General features: G+C 73.0%; 19 protein-coding genes and 1 tRNA gene. 10 read left to right on the top strand and 10 right to left on the bottom strand.

Annotated elements, in window-relative coordinates; genetic code table 11:
- The first annotated feature begins 152 nt into the window (after nt 1–152).
- A complete protein-coding gene (locus N4G70_RS03335; RefSeq protein WP_261710833.1) occupies nt 153–827 on the top strand; it encodes an HAD-IA family hydrolase in 675 nt (224 codons plus the stop codon).
- A 114-nt stretch (nt 828–941) separates the two neighbouring features.
- Here N4G70_RS03335 and N4G70_RS03330 read toward each other — a convergent pair whose 3' ends face one another.
- Together N4G70_RS03330 and N4G70_RS03325 are read right to left on the bottom strand one after the other, a co-directional pair.
- Entirely contained in the window at nt 942–1,523 is a 582-nt protein-coding gene (locus N4G70_RS03330) for a TMEM165/GDT1 family protein (protein ID WP_261710832.1), read from the bottom strand.
- Nucleotides 1,524–1,778: 255 nt separating this feature from the next.
- A complete protein-coding gene (locus N4G70_RS03325; protein ID WP_261710831.1) occupies nt 1,779–2,531 on the bottom strand; it encodes an ABC transporter permease in 753 nt (250 codons plus the stop codon).
- A 502-nt stretch (nt 2,532–3,033) separates the two neighbouring features.
- Between N4G70_RS03325 and N4G70_RS03320 the strand changes: the two genes are divergently transcribed.
- The 4 genes from N4G70_RS03320 (at nt 3,034) to N4G70_RS03305 (ending at nt 6,963) form a co-directional block, all read left to right on the top strand.
- Nucleotides 3,034–3,702 (top strand): HNH endonuclease family protein, encoded by a 669-nt coding sequence (locus N4G70_RS03320; protein ID WP_261710830.1) that lies wholly within the window; start codon nt 3,034–3,036, stop codon nt 3,700–3,702.
- A 107-nt stretch (nt 3,703–3,809) separates the two neighbouring features.
- Nucleotides 3,810–5,486, top strand: coding sequence for an alkaline phosphatase D family protein (locus tag N4G70_RS03315; protein WP_261710829.1), 1,677 nt, complete (start codon nt 3,810–3,812; stop codon nt 5,484–5,486).
- Nucleotides 5,487–5,568: 82 nt separating this feature from the next.
- Entirely contained in the window at nt 5,569–6,027 is a 459-nt protein-coding gene (locus N4G70_RS03310) for a DoxX family protein (RefSeq protein ID WP_261710828.1), read from the top strand.
- Between the two features lie 300 nt (nt 6,028–6,327).
- On the top strand, nt 6,328–6,963 hold the full coding sequence (locus N4G70_RS03305) for a DedA family protein (protein WP_261710827.1): 636 nt from the start codon (nt 6,328–6,330) through the stop codon (nt 6,961–6,963).
- 38 nt (nt 6,964–7,001) lie between these two features.
- On the opposite strand, the gene N4G70_RS03300 is transcribed toward N4G70_RS03305, so the two are convergent.
- Nucleotides 7,002–7,235 (bottom strand): DUF2277 domain-containing protein, encoded by a 234-nt coding sequence (locus tag N4G70_RS03300; RefSeq protein WP_261710826.1) that lies wholly within the window; start codon nt 7,233–7,235, stop codon nt 7,002–7,004.
- 180 nt (nt 7,236–7,415) lie between these two features.
- On the opposite strand from N4G70_RS03300, the gene N4G70_RS03295 reads away from it, so the two are divergent.
- Nucleotides 7,416–7,841, top strand: a complete 426-nt coding sequence (locus N4G70_RS03295; RefSeq protein WP_315904218.1) for an RNA-binding S4 domain-containing protein — start codon at nt 7,416–7,418, stop codon at nt 7,839–7,841.
- Between the two features lie 160 nt (nt 7,842–8,001).
- On the opposite strand, the gene corA is transcribed toward N4G70_RS03295, so the two are convergent.
- From corA to N4G70_RS03280, 3 genes are all read right to left on the bottom strand, one after another.
- Nucleotides 8,002–9,087 carry a magnesium/cobalt transporter CorA gene (gene corA / locus N4G70_RS03290; RefSeq protein WP_261711359.1) on the bottom strand — a complete coding sequence of 362 codons (1,086 nt, stop codon included), beginning with the start codon at nt 9,085–9,087 and terminating at the stop codon, nt 8,002–8,004.
- Nucleotides 9,088–9,193: 106 nt separating this feature from the next.
- Entirely contained in the window at nt 9,194–9,802 is a 609-nt protein-coding gene (locus tag N4G70_RS03285) for a DUF1990 family protein (protein WP_261710825.1), read from the bottom strand.
- Nucleotides 9,803–10,423: 621 nt separating this feature from the next.
- A tRNA-Val gene (locus N4G70_RS03280) sits at nt 10,424–10,498 on the bottom strand.
- A 195-nt stretch (nt 10,499–10,693) separates the two neighbouring features.
- On the opposite strand from N4G70_RS03280, the gene N4G70_RS03275 reads away from it, so the two are divergent.
- The 4 genes from N4G70_RS03275 to N4G70_RS03260 all read left to right on the top strand — a co-directional run bounded on the left by N4G70_RS03275 (nt 10,694) and on the right by N4G70_RS03260 (nt 13,882).
- The gene (locus N4G70_RS03275) at nt 10,694–11,452 is read left to right on the top strand and encodes a DUF4097 domain-containing protein (protein ID WP_261710824.1); all 759 of its coding nucleotides are present in this window, start codon (nt 10,694–10,696) and stop codon (nt 11,450–11,452) included.
- A 146-nt stretch (nt 11,453–11,598) separates the two neighbouring features.
- Complete coding sequence (locus tag N4G70_RS03270; protein ID WP_261710823.1) at nt 11,599–12,960, top strand: hypothetical protein; 1,362 nt, start codon at nt 11,599–11,601, stop codon at nt 12,958–12,960.
- Nucleotides 12,961–13,073: 113 nt separating this feature from the next.
- Nucleotides 13,074–13,595, top strand: coding sequence for a DUF4383 domain-containing protein (locus N4G70_RS03265; protein WP_261710822.1), 522 nt, complete (start codon nt 13,074–13,076; stop codon nt 13,593–13,595).
- Between the two features lie 71 nt (nt 13,596–13,666).
- The gene (locus tag N4G70_RS03260) at nt 13,667–13,882 is read left to right on the top strand and encodes a zinc ribbon domain-containing protein (protein ID WP_261710821.1); all 216 of its coding nucleotides are present in this window, start codon (nt 13,667–13,669) and stop codon (nt 13,880–13,882) included.
- 28 nt (nt 13,883–13,910) lie between these two features.
- Here N4G70_RS03260 and N4G70_RS03255 read toward each other — a convergent pair whose 3' ends face one another.
- The 4 genes from N4G70_RS03255 to N4G70_RS03240 all read right to left on the bottom strand — a co-directional run bounded on the left by N4G70_RS03255 (nt 13,911) and on the right by N4G70_RS03240 (nt 19,182).
- Nucleotides 13,911–14,570: an O-methyltransferase gene (locus tag N4G70_RS03255; protein WP_261710820.1), complete on the bottom strand. Its 660-nt coding sequence runs from the start codon at nt 14,568–14,570 to the stop codon at nt 13,911–13,913.
- Nucleotides 14,571–14,611: 41 nt separating this feature from the next.
- Nucleotides 14,612–15,427 (bottom strand): HAD family hydrolase, encoded by an 816-nt coding sequence (locus tag N4G70_RS03250; RefSeq protein WP_261710819.1) that lies wholly within the window; start codon nt 15,425–15,427, stop codon nt 14,612–14,614.
- Nucleotides 15,424–17,868: a phosphoribosyltransferase gene (locus N4G70_RS03245; protein ID WP_261710818.1), complete on the bottom strand. Its 2,445-nt coding sequence runs from the start codon at nt 17,866–17,868 to the stop codon at nt 15,424–15,426. Before N4G70_RS03245 ends, N4G70_RS03250 begins: the two co-directional genes overlap by 4 nt.
- A gap of 150 nt (nt 17,869–18,018) precedes the next feature.
- On the bottom strand, nt 18,019–19,182 hold the full coding sequence (locus N4G70_RS03240) for an HpcH/HpaI aldolase/citrate lyase family protein (RefSeq protein ID WP_261710817.1): 1,164 nt from the start codon (nt 19,180–19,182) through the stop codon (nt 18,019–18,021).
- Nucleotides 19,183–19,358: the final 176 nt, after the last annotated feature.

The raw sequence follows: 19,358 nt of genomic DNA, 5'->3' as shown, positions 1-19,358 counted from the left end.
CGACCCTGGAGAGGGGGCCGGGTGGCACAACACCCCTCGCGTTTTGTATCGTGGAGAAACAAAGTGATCCCTGCCTGTTTCCTCCCTGACCGGCGGGCGGGGGTCACCTTTGTGTTTCCGCGCCCCCCGCTCCCGTGACCTGGAGTTCGCCGATGCCGGCCAGCACCACGACGACCACCGTCCTGACCGCCCGCGCCCTGCTCCTGGACATGGACGGGACGATCGTGAACTCGGACGCCGTCGTGGAGCGCTGCTGGCGCCGCTGGGCGGAGCGCCACGGCCTCGACCCGGAGGCCGCCCTCAAGGTCGTGCACGGCCGCCAGGGCTACGCGACGATGGCTCTGCTGCTCCCGGACCGGCCCATGGAGCAGAACCACGCCGACAACAAGGTGATGCTCGCCGAGGAGACCGCCGACACCGACGGTGTGGTGCCGGTCCCCGGGGCGCCCGCCTTCATGGCCTCCCTCGCCGAGCTGCCGCACGCCCTGGTCACCTCGGCCGACGCGGCGCTCACCCGGGCCCGTATGACGGCGGCGGGTCTGCCGATGCCCGGGGTGCGGGTGACCGCCGAGTGCGTCGGCGCGAGCAAGCCGGACCCCGAGGGCTTCCTCAAGGGCGCCGCCGAGCTGGGCTTCGACCCGGCGGACTGCGTCGTCTTCGAGGACTCCGAGGCCGGCATCGCGGCGGGCCGGGCGGCCGGGATGCGCGTCGTCGGCGTGGGCCCGCGCGCCGACGCCCACGAGCCGACCGCGTACGTTCCCGACCTCACGCACCTCACCGTCACCGCCGGGGCGGACGGCACCCTGCGCCTGGAGATCACCATCTGATCGCGCCCCTCCGCCCGGCCCCGCCCGGCCACCACGGACCAACGGCCCCCGTCCTACCGCGGGGGCCGTTTCCGTGTGCGCGCCATCGCGTCCGCCAGGACAAGGCGGGCGGCCTCAGCCCGCGATCGCCTCGAAGAGGCTGAACCCGGCCAGGGTCAGCATCAGGCAGGCCGCGACCTTGGTGATCAGCCGCAGCGGCACCCGCTTCATCAGGGCGCGACCGCCCACGATGCCGAGACCCGCGACCGCCCACAGGGCGAGTACCGCGCCGATGCCGACGGAGAGCGGGTTGTCGTAACGGGCGGCCAGGTTGGCCGTCATGATCTGGGTCAGGTCGCCGAACTCGGCGACCAGGATCAGCATGAAGCCCGCCCCCGACACCTTCCAGAACGACTGGTCGGCGGGCGCCTTGACCTCCTCGTCGTCCTCGTCCTTCTTGAAGAGCAGCATCGCCGCGCCCGCGAGGAACAGGACGCCGACGATCGCCTGGAGCAGCCGGTGCGGCAGCAGGGTGAGCACGCTGCCCGCCGCGATGGCGAGGACGACGTGCACGGCGAAGGCGGCCGCGACGCCGACGAAGACGTAGGAGGCCTTGTAGCGGGTGCCGAGCATCAGTCCCGCGAGCGCGGTCTTGTCGGGGAGTTCGGCGAGGAAGATCACACCGAAGGTGATCGCCATGATCGTGAAGCTGAGCACGGAAGGGGTTCCTCAATCGGTCGGGCGCGTCCGCTCCGAGAGCGGTTCCACCGGATCCGGGGTCGCTTCGGCTCGGCAGCGCCATGAATGGTTCAGGTCACTGCGGCCGAAGGTCTCGCTGGCGGGGCCCTCGCGGGCACTCGCCTCCGGGCGCCGGCCGAGAACCCCTGGGGGACTCGGCAGTATGTCGACGTTCCGGCGAAGAGCTACTCCCCTTCTGCGCCCTCAAGAATACGGCACGTCGTGCGCGCCCCATCAGGGACGAAGGTCCCGGACCTCGCGGTGCACCCTGCCCCGCGCGACGAGTTCGAGCACCACCGACACCGCGACCGCCTGTACGGCCATGAGCGCGACCAGCACGAAGAGCTGGACCGCGCCCGCCTGCACGGGTGAGGCGCCGCCGAGCAGCATGCCGACGAACGCGCCCGGCAGCGTGACCAGGCCCACCGTCCTGGTCTGGTCGAGGCCGGGCAGCAGCGCGTCGGACGCGGCCGGCCGGGCGATCTCCAGGCGCGCGTCGCGGTCGAGCAGGCCGAGCGCCATCGCGGCCTCCACCTCGCCGTGCCGCGCGGTCAGCTCGTCCAGGGCGCGGCGCCCGCCGAGCACGGTCGCGGTGAGCGCGCCGCCGATGAGGATGCCGGTGACCGGGATCAGCGCGATGCCCTTGACCGGGACGAGCCCGGTGAGCAGCAGCGCCACCACCACGGGGACGACGCCCGACGCGATGGGAGCGGCGGCCCACCACCAGGTGCGGTTGGCGGTCATGCGGCGCCCCGCGGTGCGTACGGCGACGGCGAACATCAGGGTCAGGAACCCGAGCAGCAGCGGCACCGAGCCGACCACCCAGTGGATCACGAGGGCGACGACGGCGAGCTGAACCGCCGCCCGCACCCCAGCGATCAGGATCTCGCGATGCCGCCCCAGCCTCGCGGCCGCGGCGACACCCGCGGCCGCGACGAGCAGTACGGCGAGGACGACCCCGAGCGTGACGTTCACGGGCAGCAGCACGCGCCCACCGTACGACGCGCCGACTTGCACGCGACGGTACGTCGTTTTCCGCGCCGGGCGGGTGTCGTGCGGGTTGATCCGCCCGCGGTGGTAGGGGTGCGGGGCGGTGGCGCGCGGGGCCCCTGCCGGGCGGACCGATGGCATGCGGGCCCGGCGCCGTGCGGCCCGGCGCCGTGCGGACCTGGCGCCATGCGGGCCGAGTGGCGCCATGCGGACCGGCGCCATGCGGGCTCGGCAGCATGCGGGCAAGGCGCACCCCGGACCGGCGCGAGGGGGCCGTGGCCCCTGGCGCACCCCCGGTTCACTCCCCCGCGCCCGCGCCAGCGCCCACGAGGGGGCGTCAATTCCCTTGCCCTCCCTTGGCGTTCGGGCTCTTGATCTGACGTGACCATGTCGCCACGCTGTTACCTGGCGCCCATCCCCGCGCAACCCGGCGCCGTCACGCTGGCCGAGCCGCCCATCCCGTGGCCGGTCAAGTTCCCCCCACGTCAAGGGAGTTCGGATGTCAGCCGCCATAGAAACGCGCACGCCCCGCGTCTACGCGCGTCGCTCGGCCGTCCTCGTCGCCGCTGCCGCACTCGTCGCGGGCGCCGCGCTCGTCACCGCTCCGGCCGCCGAGGCCTCGCCGCCGACCCCGGTGAGCGCCGCCACCGCCCGCACCTACCTGGGCGAGCTGACCGTGCGGGCGGAGGGCTCGCTCACCGGCTACAGCCGCGACAAGTTCCCGCACTGGATCACCCAGTCCGGCACCTGCAACACCCGCGAGGTCGTCCTCAAGCGCGACGGCACCAATGTCACGACCGACTCCAGCTGCGCCGCCACCAGCGGCAGTTGGTACTCCGAGTACGACGGCGCCACCTGGTCCGCCGCCGCCGACGTGGACATCGACCACATCGTGCCGCTCGCCGAGGCCTGGCGCTCCGGCGCGAACACCTGGACCACGCCCCAGCGCCAGGGCTTCGCCAACGACCTGACCCGCCCCCAGTTGATCGCGGTCACCGACAACGTCAACCAGGCCAAGGGCGACAAGGACCCGGCCAAGTGGCTGCCGTCGCTGACCTCCTACCGCTGCACCTACGCCCGGATGTGGGTGGATGTGAAGCACTACTACAGCCTCACGGTGGACTCCGCCGAGAAGTCGGCGCTCCAGGGCATCCTCAACGGCTGCTGAGGGCGGCCCAGCAGCTCAACTCCCTTGGACCGGACGGGCGTTGAAACCTGTCGCACCCCTCCGTCGTTCCGTACCGTACGAACGGACGGCGACGGAGGGGGCACCACATGGCCGGGCTTCGCCTGGGGCCGCTGCTGCGACACCTGGACCCGCACGGGTCCGCCACGGTGTGGATCGAGGCCGACCGGCCCTGCACCGCCCGGGTGCGCTGCGCCGACGGCACCTCGGGCCGGGCCCGTACGTTCCAGATCGCCGGGCACCACTACGCGCTGGTCCCGCTGGCCGGACTGACGCCGGGCACCGCCACCGCGTACGAGGTGCTGCTCGACGAACGGCCGGTCTGGCCGGCGCCGCACTCCCGTTGCCCGCTGAGCACGATCCGCGTCCCGGCGCCCGGCGCCGAGCTCCGCGTCGCCTTCGGCTCCTGCCGCCGCGCGCCCGACGCCACCGCGACGGACGCCCTCGACGCTCTCGCCGGGGGCCTCGCGGCCGACCCCGGGGCCGAGCGGCCCGACCTCCTGCTGCTCCTGGGCGACCAGGTGTACGCGGACAGCGTCTCGGACGGGACCCGCCGCTGGCTGGCCGCGCGCCGGGATCTGCGCGAGGCCCCGGGCGCCGAGGTCGCGGACTACGAGGAGTACACCCGCCTCTACTACGAGTCCTGGCTCGACCCGGAGGTGCGCTGGCTGCTCTCGACCGTGCCGAGCTGCCACATCTTCGACGACCACGACGTGATCGACGACTGGAACACCAGCGCCGCCTGGCTCGCCGAGATGCGTGCCACGCCCTGGTGGCAGGAGCGGCTGGTCAGCGGTCTGATGTCGTACTGGGTGCACCAGCACCTGGGCAACCTCTCGCCCGCCGAGCTGGCCGCCGATCCGCTGTACGCGGCGGTGCGGGACACCCCGGACGGCACGGAGGCGCTGCGCTCCTTCGCGGCCCTGGCCGGCGCGGACCCGGCGGCGGCGCGCTGGAGCTACCGGCGCGACGTCGGCCGCACCCGGCTGCTGATGGTGGGCAGCAGGGCCGCCCGCGTCCTGGACGAGGGCCGGCGGGCGATGCTCGACGAGGGCGAGGAGCGCTGGCTGCGGGCCCAGGTGCCGGGCCCCGGTGAGTGCGACCACCTTCTGATCGGGACCTCCCTGCCCTGGCTGCTCCCTCCGTTCATCCATGACGCGGAGGCCTGGAACGCGGCCCTGTGCGCGGGCTCCCGGGGCCGGCGCTGGGCGCGCATCGGCGAACGGCTGCGGCGGCGGGCCGACTTGGAGCACTGGGCCGCCTTCCCCTCGTCGTTCGCGTTCCTCACCGAACTGATCACCGGCGCGGGATCCGGCCCCGGGGCGCCGGCGACGGTCAGTGTCCTGTCGGGTGATGTCCACCACGCTTACGTGGCGGAGCCCTTCTGGCCAATTTCGGTGCCCCAACCGACGTCACACGTACGTCAGTTGACCTGTTCGCCGGTCCACAACTCGGTTCCGGCCCCCGTGAGGGCCGGATTCCGCCTCGGCTGGAGCCGGATGGGGCGCGCTCTCGGCCACGTACTGGCGCGGCACGGCGGGGTGGTCCGGCCGCTGTTCGACTGGCGCAGGGCCGGCGGACCCTGGTTCGGCAACCAGCTCATGACCCTTACGCTGCACGGCCGTTCCGCCCGGCTGCGGCTCGATCAGGCGCGCCGGTCGCGCCGTGTGCGCGGTGGTCCAGTCCGCCTCGTGACCGTCATGGACCGGCCGATCACCCCCGAGGGCGCACCTGGCCCAATTCACCCAGCCGAAACAAGACATTAAGAATGTTGAACTTGCAAGCACTAGTGAGGCCTGCCTAACCTGTGCATCCCATCGGTCACGTCCCCAACCGAAGGAGCCCCCCATGGCCTCCCCCACGCTCGATGCCGAGCGCGCGCGCCCCTACGCGCTCGCCCTGTTCCGCATAGTCATCGGCCTTCTCTTCGCCTGCCACGGCGCGGCCTCCCTGTTCGGCGTCTTCGGCGGCGCCATGGGCGGCGGCTCGATCCCCGCGGGCACCTGGCCCGGCTGGTACGCCGCCGTGATCCAGCTCGTCGGTGGTGTCCTGGTGCTGACCGGTCTCCTGACCCGCCCCGCCGCCCTGATCTCGTCCGGCTCGATGGCGTACGCCTACTTCAGCGTCCACCAGTCGAACGCGGTGCTGCCGTTGCAGAACGGCGGCGAGGCCTCCGCCATGTACTGCTGGGCGTTCCTGCTCCTGGTCTTCACCGGTCCCGGCGCGCTCGCGCTCGACCAGCTCCTCGGCGCCCGGCGCACCGCGCGGCCGGCCGCCGACGCGCAGCGCGAGAGCGTCGCCGCCTGAGCCGAAGGTCACCGCGCACGCCTCCCGGCCGACTCCATCGTCCGGCGCCCGCGCCTCCAACGCCCGTCCCGCTGCCCGGAGTTCAGGTCCCGAACTCCGGGCAGCGGCATGTCAGGACGCGGGCCGTACCGATCCGGCCCCGCGCTCGACCGTCCCCCCACCGGAACACCACCCACCCCTGGCAGAAACGTCCCGGGGCCCGGGCGTACGCTGTACGGCTGTACCGCCGCCCCCTGCCGCTTCCCCGCGACACCGCGGTATTCACCGTCCGGGGAACCGACAAGCCGCAGAGGAGCGAACGTGCTGGAGAGTGTGGGGGCGTTGACGTCCAGCCCCTGGATCTACGCCGTCGTCACCCTCTCCGTCCTGCTCGATGTCTTCCTTCCGGTGCTGCCCAGCGGGGTGCTCGTGATCACGGCGGCGACCACGGCCGCGGGATCGGCCACGGAGGCGGGCGCGGGAGCCGTCCCCGGGGCCGGCCACGCCGATCTCTTCACCCTCGCCGCCTGCGCCGCCACCGCCTCCGTCCTGGGCGACCTGGTCGCCTACCGCCTCGCCCGACGCGGCGGCGCCCGCCTGGAACGCGCGATCGCCCGCTCCCGCCGGCTGACGCGGGCCCAGGAGCGACTGGGCCTGGCGCTCAGCCGGGGAGGCGGCGGCCTCGTCGTCATCGCGCGCTTCGCCCCCGCCGGACGCTCCGTCGTCTCGCTCGGCGCGGGCGCGGCGCACCGCAAGATCCGGGAGTTCCTGCCCTGGTCGGCGTTGGCGGGCGTGGCCTGGGCGACGTACAGCGTGGGGCTCGGCTACTTCGGCGGGCAGTGGCTGGGCGCGACCTGGCTGGGCACGGCGGTCTCCCTGCTCGCCCTCTTCGCGGCGGGCGCGCTGGCGGCGTACGTCGTCAAACGCCCGATACCGGCGCCGACCCCGGCGTCCTGACCCGGGGGCCCGCCGGCCGACCCCTCCACCTGGGCCGGTTACGCCGTCTTCCGCGTGCTGCCCGCGCCGCGCACCTCCAGATGGGCGAGGAGCTCGCGGGTGGCCTCGGTTATCTCGTCCACCGCGCGCTCGAAGACCTCCCGGTTGTGCTCGGCGGGCGCCCGGAAGCCGGACACCTTGCGCACGTATTGCAGGGCGGCGGCCCTGATGTCGTCCTCGGTGGCCTCCTCCGGCATGGCCGGCGGCCTCAGCGTCTTGATGCTTCTGCACATGCCCCCAGTGTGACCGACACCACTGACAACGGGCCCGGGTCCGCCTCGCCCGCCCGCTCCCCGGGGGCCGACCCCCTGGGCAATGGCTCAGCGAGTCCCCGTCCCCCGGGCGACAGCCCGGCGCCCTCCGCGTCCAAAAACCGCGAGGCCCCGCCGCGCCCGCCGATTAGAGTCGGGGGCATGGCCCAAGCAGCGAACGGCACCACCACCGGCACAGGTACCGGCCCCGTACGCGTCGACAGCTGGATCTGGTCGGTCCGGCTCACCAAGACGCGCTCGCAGGCGGGCACCGCCTGCCGGGCCGGGCACGTCCAGGTCAACGGCGAGCGCGTGAAGGCCGCCCACCAGGTGAGGGTCGGCGACGAGGTGCGGCTGCGCATGGACGGGCGGGAGCGGATCGTCAAGGTCGTCCAGCTGCTGCGCAAGCGGGTCGGCGCGCCGGTCGCCGCCGAGGCGTACATCGACAACAGCCCGCCGCCTCCGCCTCGCGCGGACGCCCTGGCCGTCGGCGTACGCGACCGAGGTCTGGGCCGGCCCACCAAGCGTGACCGGCGCGAGATGGAGCGCCTGCGCGGCCTCGCGGAGAGCCGCCGCACCGCGGGCTGAGGGCCGTGTGCGCGCAAGCGGCGGGGTGGGCGGCCGGTCCGCCCGGGCCCTGACGGCTTCCGGCCCGCCCGGAGGCCCGCCGCCTTCCGCCCGCCCGGAGGCCCGCCGCTTCCGCCCGCCGGGGGGCCCGGCGCTTCCGGCCCGCCCGGAGGCCCGACGGCTAGAGCCAGCCGTTGCGGCGAAACCCGCGGTGGATGACGCCGCAGGCGACCGCCATGAGCCCGAGCGCCATGAAGTAGCCGTAACGCCAGTGCAGTTCGGGCATGTTCTCGAAGTTCATGCCGTAGATGCCGCAGACCATGGTCGGCACGGCGACGATGGCCGCCCACGCCGTGATCTTCCGCATGTCCTCGTTCTGGGCCACCGTGACCTGGGCGAGGTGGGCCTGGAGTATGGAGTCCAGCAGCCCGTCGAAGGCGGCCATCTGTTCGGTGGTGCGGAGCAGGTGGTCGGTGACGTCCCGGAAGTACGGCCTGACCTCGGGGTCGATGGCGGGCACTTCTTCACCGGCGAGCCTTTGCAGGGGCCGGGCCAGCGGCGCCACCGCCCGCTTCAGTTCGAGGAGTTCGCGCTTGAGCTGGTAGATCCGGCCGGCGTCGCCCCGTCCCGCGTTCTGGGCGAAGACGGCGGTCTCGACCGCGTCCATGTCGCTCTGCATGGCCTCGATGACGGCGAGGTAGTCGTCCACGACATGGTCGGCGACGGCGTGCAGCACCGCCGACGGCCCCTTGGCGAGCCGCTCGCCCTCGCGTTCCAGCTCCTCGCGCAGCGGTCCGAGCGAGCCGTGGCAGCCGTGCCGCACGGTGATGACGAAGTCGGTGCCGGTGAACACCATCAGCTCGCCGGTGTCCACCACTTCGCTGGTCTCGGTGAGTTCCTCGTGCTCGACGTAGCGGCACGTCTTGAACACGGAGAACAGGGTGTCGTCGTACGGCACGACCTTGGGGCGCTGGTGCGCGGTGACGGCGTCCTGCACGGCCAGCCGGTGCAGCCCGAACAGTTCCGCGAGCCCCGCGAACTCCTCCTGGGTGGGCTCCTGGAGCCCGATCCATACGAAGGCCCCGTCGCCCAGCCGGCGCACCCGCCGCAGCGCCTCCTCGGCGGGGCAGTCGTCCTTCTGCCGTACGCCGTCGACGTACACGGCACAGTTGACGACGGCGCTTCCCAGAGGAGAGCGCACCGGATGGCTGAGGTCGACGGTCCGCCGGTAGGAGCGGCGCACCGCCCTCCGCAGATTCCGCATCATCGCCACGACCAGCTTCCCTTCACCGAACGAGCGGCCAGTGTGTCACCGCCTCCTGTACGTCCTCGCACCTCCCGGAGAGACGAGGCGCGCCCCGCTCGCGTTCCCTTCAGTGGCTTCCCTCACGCACGGCGGCGGCCACGGCCAGGAGATAGCGCCGGGTGGCGAGATCCTGGAACAGCCTGGTGAGGGGCCCGCCGAGCCGGGCGAACCAGCGTGCGGGCCGGGAGAACGCGGCGACCTCGAACCAGACGAGCCCGTCGGCCTCCCGCCCCACGACGAACGACTCCTCGCCGCACTCGGGGTGCCCGGGCAGGGTGCCGTAGGCGAAGCCGATGCGTTCGGCGGCGCGTACGGTCCACACGACGCGGCACGGGATGACCAGGCGGGGCCACGGCAGCCGGGGCAGCGCTGCCGTTCCTCCCGGCCGCGGCCGGGAGCGCCTCGACGGTCGCAGCACGACGAGCGTGGTGGCGCCCGGCACGGCGGGGGTCCCCGGGTACACCCCGAACCCGGCGCCGCGCTGAACCCCCCAGCTCAGCACGTACGCCCCGGCCCGCTCGAAGGCGTCCTGCCCGTACCCGACCCGGATCCGCCGCCGGAACACCCGGTACCCGCCGGGCAGCGCGCTCCCGCCGGTGGCGCCGACCTCCCCGTAGCTGGGCTCGGCCCCGCACGCCCGCGCGTACGCCCGCCGCAGCCCTCTCTCTCCGGCCACCCCGCACCCCACTCCCTCTCCCCCGCCGGGCCACGGCCCGCGCCCCACCGGGAGCACCCGCCGACCCCGCCACCTCGGCGTCCCGTGAATTCGTCGGCGCCTCATCATGCACAGGGGTTACGTTCCAGCCAAGCGCAGGCGTAATCTCGGCCATCCGGCGGAGTCCTCCCCGCTCCTGACCCGCCGAACCCCGGCGCCGGGCGTCGACCCCGAGCACGCCACGCCGCCGGCCGAGAAGCCCCGTCCGCACCCCGGCGGGGCTTCCCGCTGCGGTGGGTGTGAGTGTGACGACGCCCCCGAAACGAGCTTGGCACCGGCCATGGCTCCAGGGCAGGGTCCGGTCTTGGCGCGGGCCGGGGCGACGTGAACGGGTCAGCGGAATGTCTCCCTTGGGGAACCCCTGAGTGCCATCCGCAAGAAGCGGTGAGGCGGGGGGCGGCGCGTTCGGCTGACTGCACGGCTCCCTCAACGGCCGCAGGATCAGGCGCACTTGGGCCTCTGTACTGCACGAGCATGGGGCCATGGACGAAGCACGGCGCCGGTCGGGCCGGTCACCGGATCGGGCGGGCACAGGGGCGATGCCGAAGGCCCCCCGCCAAGATCGGCGAGGGGCCTTCGTGCTGGTGGGCGTGGACGGTTTCGAACCGCCGACATCTGCTTTGTAAGAGCAGCGCTCTACCCCTGAGCTACACACCCGTGGGATGAGGGACCAGCGTACATGGCCCACGGGGTGCCCCCGCAAACCCGATTGCGGGCGGGGTGGAGGAGGGGGTGGGGGTAGCACCCCCTCCTATTCGGTAGCAGGCTCCAGCGCGCGCCGCCGGGTCGCTTCGTACCGTGGGCGTACGGCCGTCGCACGTACGGCTCGCACGTCATCGGGGGATCATCGCCATGGGTTTTCACAGTCGCACCGCGCTCATCGCCGCCGTCGGGGCCGGTGTTCTCGCACTGGCGCTGGCCGGGTGCGGGAGTTCCGACCCGGCGAACGCGCCCGTCGAGCACAAGAGCTTCGCCTTCGCCGGTAAGGCGCTGACCATCGAAGGCGGCAGTTCCACGGTCGTGGTGCGGCCGGCCGATGTGAAGAACGTCGAGGTCGCTCGGCAGGTCGACGGCTGGGTCGCCTTCGGCAGCGGGCCCGACGCCGACTGGCGGCTCGAACAGGGCACGCTCCGCCTCACCGTGAAGTGCAGCGGGGTCCTCAAGAACTGCGGCGCCCGCCACGAGGTCACGGTGCCGCGCGGTGTCGCGGTGACGGTCCGCAATGACGACGGGCGGGTCGAGGCGAGCGGCTTCGAGACCCCGCTGAAGATCGGCTCCGACAACGGCCGGGTCAGCGTCAAGGACTCCGCCGGGCCCCTGGACCTCACCTCGCGCAACGGGCGGATCGAGGGCGAGGGCCTGCGCGCGAAGACCGTGCGGGCCGCCTCCGACAACGGCCGGGTGAGCCTGGCCTTCGCCGTCGTGCCGGACAGCGTGGAGGCCACCAGCGACGACGGCCGCGTCGATCTCGCCGTGCCGAAGGACGCCTACAAGGTGACCGCCGGCGCCGACGACGGCCGCGTCGACGTCACCGTCGCCCGCTCCGATTCCAGTACCCATGTGCTGACCGCCCGCAGTGACAACGGCCGGGTCACCGTCCGCAACGGGTGAGCGGGAGGCGCCGCCTTCGACGGGCGGAGCCCTCCGGCTCCCTGGGCCCAAGAAGAACAGGCAGAACCGTGAACTGACCGGGCCGTGTGTTCGTCCTTGGCTGGTGGGAGAATGGACCCGCAGGGCGACCAGCACGGGAGAGGGATGTGACGGGGACACACGCGCGGCCTGACAGCAGAGCGGGTGCCACCGTCCGGGACGTGCTGGCGCTGATCGCGTTTCCCGTGGTGCTCGGCGCCATGGCGCTGCCCGGCGCTTTCGCCGGGGGTGGCACGCGTCGCTGGTTCGGGGGGCGCGGCGAAAGCCTGCGGGCGGAGGCGCAGGCCGCCAAGGACGCCGCGGCGGCCGCCTTCTACGAGCTCGACACCGCCCAGCGCGACCTGCGGATCTCCATCGAGACGATCATGGCCGTGGACAGTTCGCCCGGTGCCCGTCGGGCCGTCGACGACTTCGCGGCCCTCGGGCGCCGTATCGACGAGGTCTCCAACCAGTACATCAACGCGGTGGACGCGCACGACCTGGACCGGGACGATCTGGACGCCTCCGTCGCCTCGCGGGCGCGCGCGGAGCTGGCCGCCGCCAAGGACGAGCTCGTCCGGGTCAAGGGCGAGCTCGACCGCTTCGAGCAGAGCCTGCGGCCCCTGCTGGACACCGCCGAGACCCAGCTCGCCCGGCTCGCCCCCGCCGTCGAGCGGGCCCGGCACGCGCTGCTCGGGGCCAGCACCGCCCTGGACGCGGCACGCGCCGAGGGGCTGCGCGCCGACGACCTCGCGGCCCGGCTCGCCTCGCTCGCACCGGAGCTGACCAAGCTCAACCAGGGCGCGGGGCAACACGGCGTGCCCGAGACGCTCCAGCGCGCGGACCGGGTGCTGCGGGACGCCGAGGCGGTGCGGGCCGAGGCCGAGCAGCTCCCTGCCAAGGCCGCCGAGATCGACCGCAGGCTGGTGTCGCTGCGCACCCGCGCCCAGGCACTCACCACCCGGGCCGGCAACGTCGACCCGATCCTGAGCGAGCTGCGCCGGCGCTTCACCGCCGCCTGCTGGCAGGACCTTCAGCAGGTGCCCGAGCAGGCCGCCGTCTCCGTACGACAGGCGGAGGACAAGCTCAAGGAGGCGGCCGCGGCGCGCGACGAGCAGCGCTGGGCGGACGCGACCTCGCGGCTCAGTACGGTGCGGGCGCTGCTGAACGCCACGGACGAGGCCGTATCGGCCGCCGGCGACCGGCTCCAGCGGCTCAACGCCGTCTCCAAGGACCCGCAGCAGGAGATCCAGCGCACCCGGTTCGCGATCCGCGACGCCCAGCGTCTCGCGATGTCCGGCCGCACCACCCCCGACCCCCGGCACGCCCGGCCGCTCGACGACTCCGTGGCGCGCCTGGACCGGGCGATCGCCACGCTCGAAGGCCGCCACCCCGACTACTGGCACTTCCTGACCGAGACCGAGGCGGTGCGCCGGGCCGTGTCCCAGGTGGTGGCCGGCATCCGGGAGGAACTCGGCCACGGCGCCTGAGCCCTGCCCCGGAGCCATCGGCCGGGCCGCGCACCGCTGAGTTGTTGCGGGCCCCGCCCGGGCGGATCCTTGAGTACGTACGCGCGTGCCCAGGGACGAGGAGGGCTCCCACTATGGCCACCCATACGATCTCGCAGCGCATCAACCACAGCCGCGTCTCGCTCAACGAGCACCTGCCGATCGACCACCGTCTCAACAGCGTCTACCGCTTCGGTGCCGGTGCCATGGGCATCATCCTGATGATCTTCGGCATCCTCGGTCTGGTCCATCAGATCGGCTTCTTCGACACCGGCGGTGACACCGTCGCCGGGCTCAGCACCAATGGCGCGCTGAGCGTGCTGTCCATCGTCGTGGGCCTGCTGCTCCTGTACGGGATGGTCAGGGGCGGCAACTTCGCCTCGACGCTCAACATCGTCCTCGGCGTCCTGTTCCTGGTGAGCGGGTTCGTGAATCTGGCCCTGCTCGACACCTCGCGCAATTTCCTGGCCTTCAGGATGCAGAACGTGCTGTTCAGCTTCGTGGTCGGGCTGCTGCTGATGGTGTTCGGGATGTACGGGCGCGTCACCGGCTTCCTGCCGCACGACAACCCGTACTGGAAGGCGCGCCACGAGCACCTCGACGAGGAGCGCCCCTAGGCCGGGCCGGGCCCCGGAGCTCCCCGGCTAAGGACGGGCCGCGAGGGCCGGGGACCGCTTAGTCTGGGCGCATGCCTCGTTACGAATACCGCTGCCGCTCCTGCGGCGACACCTTCGAACTCAGCCGGCCGATGGCCGAGTCCGCGGCCCCCGCCGCCTGCCCGGCCGGGCACGACGACACCGTGAAGCTGCTGTCCACGGTGGCCGTGGGCGGCGCCGCCAAGTCTGGCCCGGCCCCGTCCGCGGGCGGCGGCGGAGGGTGCTGCGGGGGCGGCTGCTGCGGCTGAGCCCGGCCGGGTCCTGGGCTGAGCCCGGCTAGATCTTGCGGGACAGCGTCAGGCCGTCCGCGACGATCAGCATGACGCTGTCCATCCGCGGGTCCTGGGCGACGTGTTCGTTGAACGCGCGGATCGCGGCGGGCGACCCGGTCGCCCGCGCGTCCAGGACGGTGCCGTGGTAGAGCACGTTGTCCGTGGCGATGAGGCCGCCGGGCCGCATCCGGGGCACCAACTCCTCCCAGTACGCGATGTAGTTGCCCTTGTCCGCGTCCAGGTAGGCGAAGTCGATGTGCGGCTCGTGCGGCATCGCGCGCAGGGTGTCGAGGGCGGGCGCGATCCGCAGCTCGATGCGGTCGGCGACCCCGGCCTTCGCCCAGGCCTCCTTGCCGTACGCCGTCCACTCCTCGGAGACGTCGCAGGCGATCAGCTTGCCGTCGGCGGGCAGCGCCTGCGCCATGGCGAGGGCCGAGAACCCGGTGAAGGTGCCCACCTCGACGACATGGCGGGCGTTCACCAGGCGTACCAGGAAGGCGAGGAGCGGCGCCTGCTCCTCGGCCGACTGCATGCCCGCCTGGTCGGGCAGCCGGTCGTAGGTGGTCTTCACCAGATCCCGCTGGACCTCGTCCAGGGGCGGGTTGTGGGCCAGCATGTAGGCGTACAGCTCATCGGTGATTTTGGTGCTGTTTCCCTTGGTCATGCGGCGACCGTACCGGCTGCCGCGCGGCGCGGGAACGCTCCTCAGCGTGCGGCGCGGGCCAGGAAGCGGCGCAGGATCTCCTCCCCCGCCAGCACTCCCCGCTCGGACAGCGCCTCGGTGCCCGGGGACAGCCAGCCGGCCTCGGCGAGCTCGCCGTGGCCCGGCCGCCAGCCCTGGTCGGCGGCGAGCAGCAGGTCGGCGTCGAGGAGCGAGTCCCCGGCGGCGAGGGTCAGTTCGGCGCCGGTCCTGCGGGCCACTTCCCGCACCGCGGCGCTCTTGGTGAGCGGCTTCGGCACGGCGTAGATCTTGCGCCCCTGGAGGGAGACCGTCCATCCGCGGGGGTCGGCCCAGGCGGCGAGTTCCTTGACCCACTCCCCGGGCAGCAGTTCGCGCTCCACCACGAGGTAGACGAAGAGGTCCTCGGCGACCCGTTCCTTGCGCAGCCAGTGCGGATCGGCGACGGCCCGCACATGGGCGCGGACCTCGTCGAGGGAGGCACACTCGGCGGCGATCCGTCCGGTCACCGAACGGGCCCAGTCCGCGTCGGACACCCCGTCCACGAGCAGGTGGCCACCGTTGGCGCAGATCGCGAACCGCGAGGGCGGGCCGGGGAGTTGGATGCGCTGGTACTGCTTGCGGGTGCGGGTGGTGGTGGGCACGAACACCGAGGACGACTTCAGCTCGGCGAGCAGCCGGGCCGCTTCCTCGGTCACGTACGACAGGGGCTTGTGCTCGTGCACCTCGACGCAGAGCAGCCGCGGCGCCCGCTGGTCGGGCATGGTGAGGGCGAGGGCGGCGGCCGAGTAGATCAGGGTGCGGTCGAGGTCGCTGGCGACGAGCGTGCGGGGGGTGTTCACTGCGCGACCACCGCCGTGCCGTCGGCGCCGGTGGCGCCCCGGGTGTACTGGGGGTGGATCAGGCCGACACAGGTGTACGGCAGGCCGTCCACCTCCTCGACCGGCACCCCGCGCTGCTCGGCGAGCAGCCGGACGTGGTCGAGGTCGGCTCCGGCGCCGCGCCCGGCGAGGATCTTCCAGGGGACCCGGCGCAGCAGCACCCGGGTGGTCTCGCCGACGCCGGGCTTGACCAGGTTGACGTCGTGGATGCCGTACTCCTCGCTGATCCGCTCGACGGCGGCCCAGCCCTCCCAGCTCGGGGTGCGGTCGGCGTCCCGCAGCGCCTTGGCCTCGCGGTCCACCTCGGGGGCGACCTCCTCGAAGCGCGCGGCGACGGAGTCGAGGAAGTGGCCCGAGACGTCGGCGCCGGACAGCTCCCGGTAGAACTTGGCGCCGTGGAAGTCGCCCGGGCCGATGAGGTCGTCGCGCAGCACGGTGCGCGAGATCAGGCCGGACACCGTGGAGTTGAGGCAGGCCGAGGGGATCAGGAAGTCCTCGCGGGTGCCGTAGGTGCGCACACAGGAGCCGGGGTCGGCGAGCACCGCGATCTCCGGGTCGAAGCCCGCGAACTCGGGGAACTCGCCTATGGCGGCGGCCAGTTCACGGGTGATGGCGCCCTTGCCGGTCCAGCCGTCGACGAACACGACGTCGGCCGGGTCGTGGTGGGCGGCGAGCCAGCGCAGCGCGTTCGGGTCGATGCCGCGGCCGCGCACGATGGACACCGCGTAGTGCGGCAGGTCCAGGCCGTGGCGGTACTGGGCCCAGCGGCGCATCAGGACACCGACCGGGGTTCCGGCGCGGGCGAGCGAGACCAGCACCGGGCGCGGCGACCTCTCGGCCAGGACGGTCTCGGTGACCACGCCGACGGCCCGCGCGATCCGGGGCGCCGAGACGTCGAGCGCCGCGCGGAACAGCTCCTGGTACTGGGGGCTCGGCTGGTACTCGACCGGCAGCGACTCCGCGTAGTGGGCGCCTCCGCTCTGGATGGCCTCCTCGCGCTCCTCGGTCGGCGCTTCGAGGGGGACCGAGGACAGGTCCTTGAGCAGCCAGCCCACCTCGTCGGGCGCGTAGGAGGAGAAGGCGGGACCCCTGAGGGGTTCGGGCAGCGGCTCGGGCATGGGGGCACCTTGGGGTACGTACGAGGGCAGCACGGCGAGCGCGACGTGCGGTATGCGGGCGGCGAGCTGGGCCAACAGGCCGTCGGGGGCGTGCAGTTGGGGGGTGTCGGCGGCCGAGTCGACGATGGCCACGACGGCGTCGAAGCCGCCGCCCGCGACGTTGTAGGCGTACCGCTCGCCGGGTCCGTCGGCCGGGTCGTCGTGCGCGGGGAAGGCGAGGCGGGTGCGGATGGCGTAGCCGGGGTCGTCGACCGCCAGGACGGGCGAACGGGTCGTGGTGGAGTAGCGCACCTCCGCCCCGCCGTGCTCTTCGAGGGCGAGCGCGAGCCGCAGCGGGGCGTACATCAGCTCCTCGAAGCCGAGCACGAGGACGCGCGGCGTCCCGGTGGCGCGGGGGATCCCGAGCGCCCCGGCGAGGCGGGCGGCCATGCCGGGCAGCGCGGCCTCCAGCTCGGCCCGGTGCGTGGGGGTGAATCCGTGCCGTCCGCCGTCGGGCAGGCCCTCGGGCCAGTCCAGGTCGACGCGCAGGGCCGGGCTCGGGCAAGGAGCTCCGTTCTTGTGCAGCGGATGTGCCGGGGTCGCCGTCTCGTACTCCTCCACCAGCGCCCGCCCCTTCTCCAGGACGCCCTCCGGCAGCCGGACCGTGCCCGACGCCGAGGCGATGAGGTCGACCCGGGCACCGATCTCCGCCGCGAAGGCGGTGAGGCGGTCGCGGTCGCCCGGGGAGCGCATGTCGACGAGCGCGACGATGACGTAGTGGTCGCGCGGGTAGCGCGCGTGCAGATCGCGGATGGTGTTGAGGACCGTGTTGCCGGTCGAGAACTCGTCGTCGACCAGCACCAACGGGCCGTCCCCGGCGAGGAGTTGGGGGTCCTCGGGCAGCAGCAGATGGGAGGTGGCGTGGGAGTGGGACTCCTCGAAGCCGCCCGCCGTCGCCACGCCCGCGACGGGGCGGCGGGTGGAGTGGAGGCAGGGGGCGAGGGCCAGGCCGTCGGCGACCGAGTGCCCCAGGCCCGTCGCGGTCTCCGCGTAGCCGAGCACCACGGCCCGCGCGGCCGCCTCCTCCCCCAGCAACTCCCTGACGCGCAGGCCCAGTTCATGACCGGCGCCCCACACCACGGACGGCCGTTGCGGTACGTGCTTGCCCAGGACGTGGGAGACGAGCAGATGGGCGCGCTTGGGGTTGCGGCGCAGGGCGAGGCCGAGCAGGGCGCTCAGCCGCTCGTCCCCGACGAGCTCGACTCCGAGCCGCTCGGCGACCCACGTTCCCGACCACTCAACCACGGTGCTGTGTCCCTCTGTTCGTTCGTTCCGCTCGACGCGTGCGTGCCGCCGGGTTCGTTCGTTCCGCTACCCGCGTGCCTGCCGCCGGGTTCGTTCGGTCCGCTCGACGCGTGCCTGCCGCTCGGTCCGGTCGCGTTGCTCGTGCGCGGGTCATTCGGCGAGGCCGGCCGTCAGCAGGTCGACGAAGCCGACGTCCTCGGCGGCGACGCCGAACACCTCGGCCCGCAGCAGCGTGCGCTCGGCCCAGGCTCGGTGCGGCTTCACCTCGTTCATCTTGTTCGTGTACGCCGAGCGCAGCACCCCGCCGCCGCCCCGCTCGGGCCGCAGGATGTCCTGGGCGTCGCTGAACTCCTCGTGGCTGACCACCGACAGGGCGTGGACGGGCACCACGTGCGTGGGGTGGATGCAGGTCTTGCCGAGCAGCCCGTTGGCCCGGTCGAGCTCGATCTCGCGCAGCAGCCCGTCCAGGTCGTGCTCGATCAGCGCGGTGCGCAGCTCCTCGGCCCGGCCTTCCAGGAAGGGGCTGCGGCGCAGTTGGGGCTTGAACATCCGCTCCTGGAGCCGGAAGTACTCCCACACGGGGCCCGTGATGGTGAAGCCGCTGCCGTCGGCGCGGCCCAGCACGTTCACCACGTCCGCTATCACCCCGGCCACGATCTTCACGTCGTACGCCGTCATGTCGGGCGAGCGGCGCAGGCCGTAGGCGGAGCAGAAATCGGTGACGCCGAGGCGGAGGGCGAGGATCCGCTCGCGGTACTTCTCCACCGTGCGCGCGATTCCGGCCAAGGTCTCGGCCCGGGTCTCCAGGTGGAGCAGCTCGGGGGACTCCAGGACGGGCATGGCGAACAGCCGGCGTCCGCTCGCGGACTCGGCCGCGGTGAGCGCCTCCAGGAAGCCCATGCCGCGCTCCTCGGTGAACTTCGGCAGGACGAAGCCGCACAGGAGGCGGGCGGAGGCGCCGAGGCGCTGCACCAGGTCGGGGATCTGGAGGGGGTCGCGGACCCGCACGAACAGCAGCGGAACCTCCTCGCCGCGGTCGTCGAGGGCGGCGAACTGGCGCACCAGGTTGGCCTCGGCGGCCACCACCTCGGCGTCGTCGATCGAGTCCTCCAGGCACAGCACCATGGACGTGACGCCGCGGCGGGCCTGTTTCAGGACGTCGCCGGCGAGCGTCGCCCTGGTGGCCGGGCTGTAGAGCGTGGCACCGAGGGCGGCCGACAGCACGCGTGCGGAAGAGCCCGCGGTGAACTCACAGGGCTCCTGATGGAAGAGGTTCTTCCGCACAGCCGGCGGGACGTGCCCGAAATGCCGCATATGTATCCCCGTACTGCCAGGACGGCCGAGACTTTGGGTGGCCGGTAATAGTACGTAGGAACACGTGTCAAGAGTTCCCCAAATGCATGAAATTCCGGTAACTCATCTGAGTCGTTCCTCCCGCGCGGAGGCGGCGCGTACGTCGCGGGGCGTACCGGGCCGGGCCCCGCGTTGTC

This window comes from Streptomyces sp. ASQP_92 (assembly GCF_025399895.1).
Taxonomy (GTDB): Bacteria; Actinomycetota; Actinomycetes; order Streptomycetales; family Streptomycetaceae; genus Streptomyces.
This window is presented reverse-complemented; position numbering and strand designations above follow the sequence as displayed.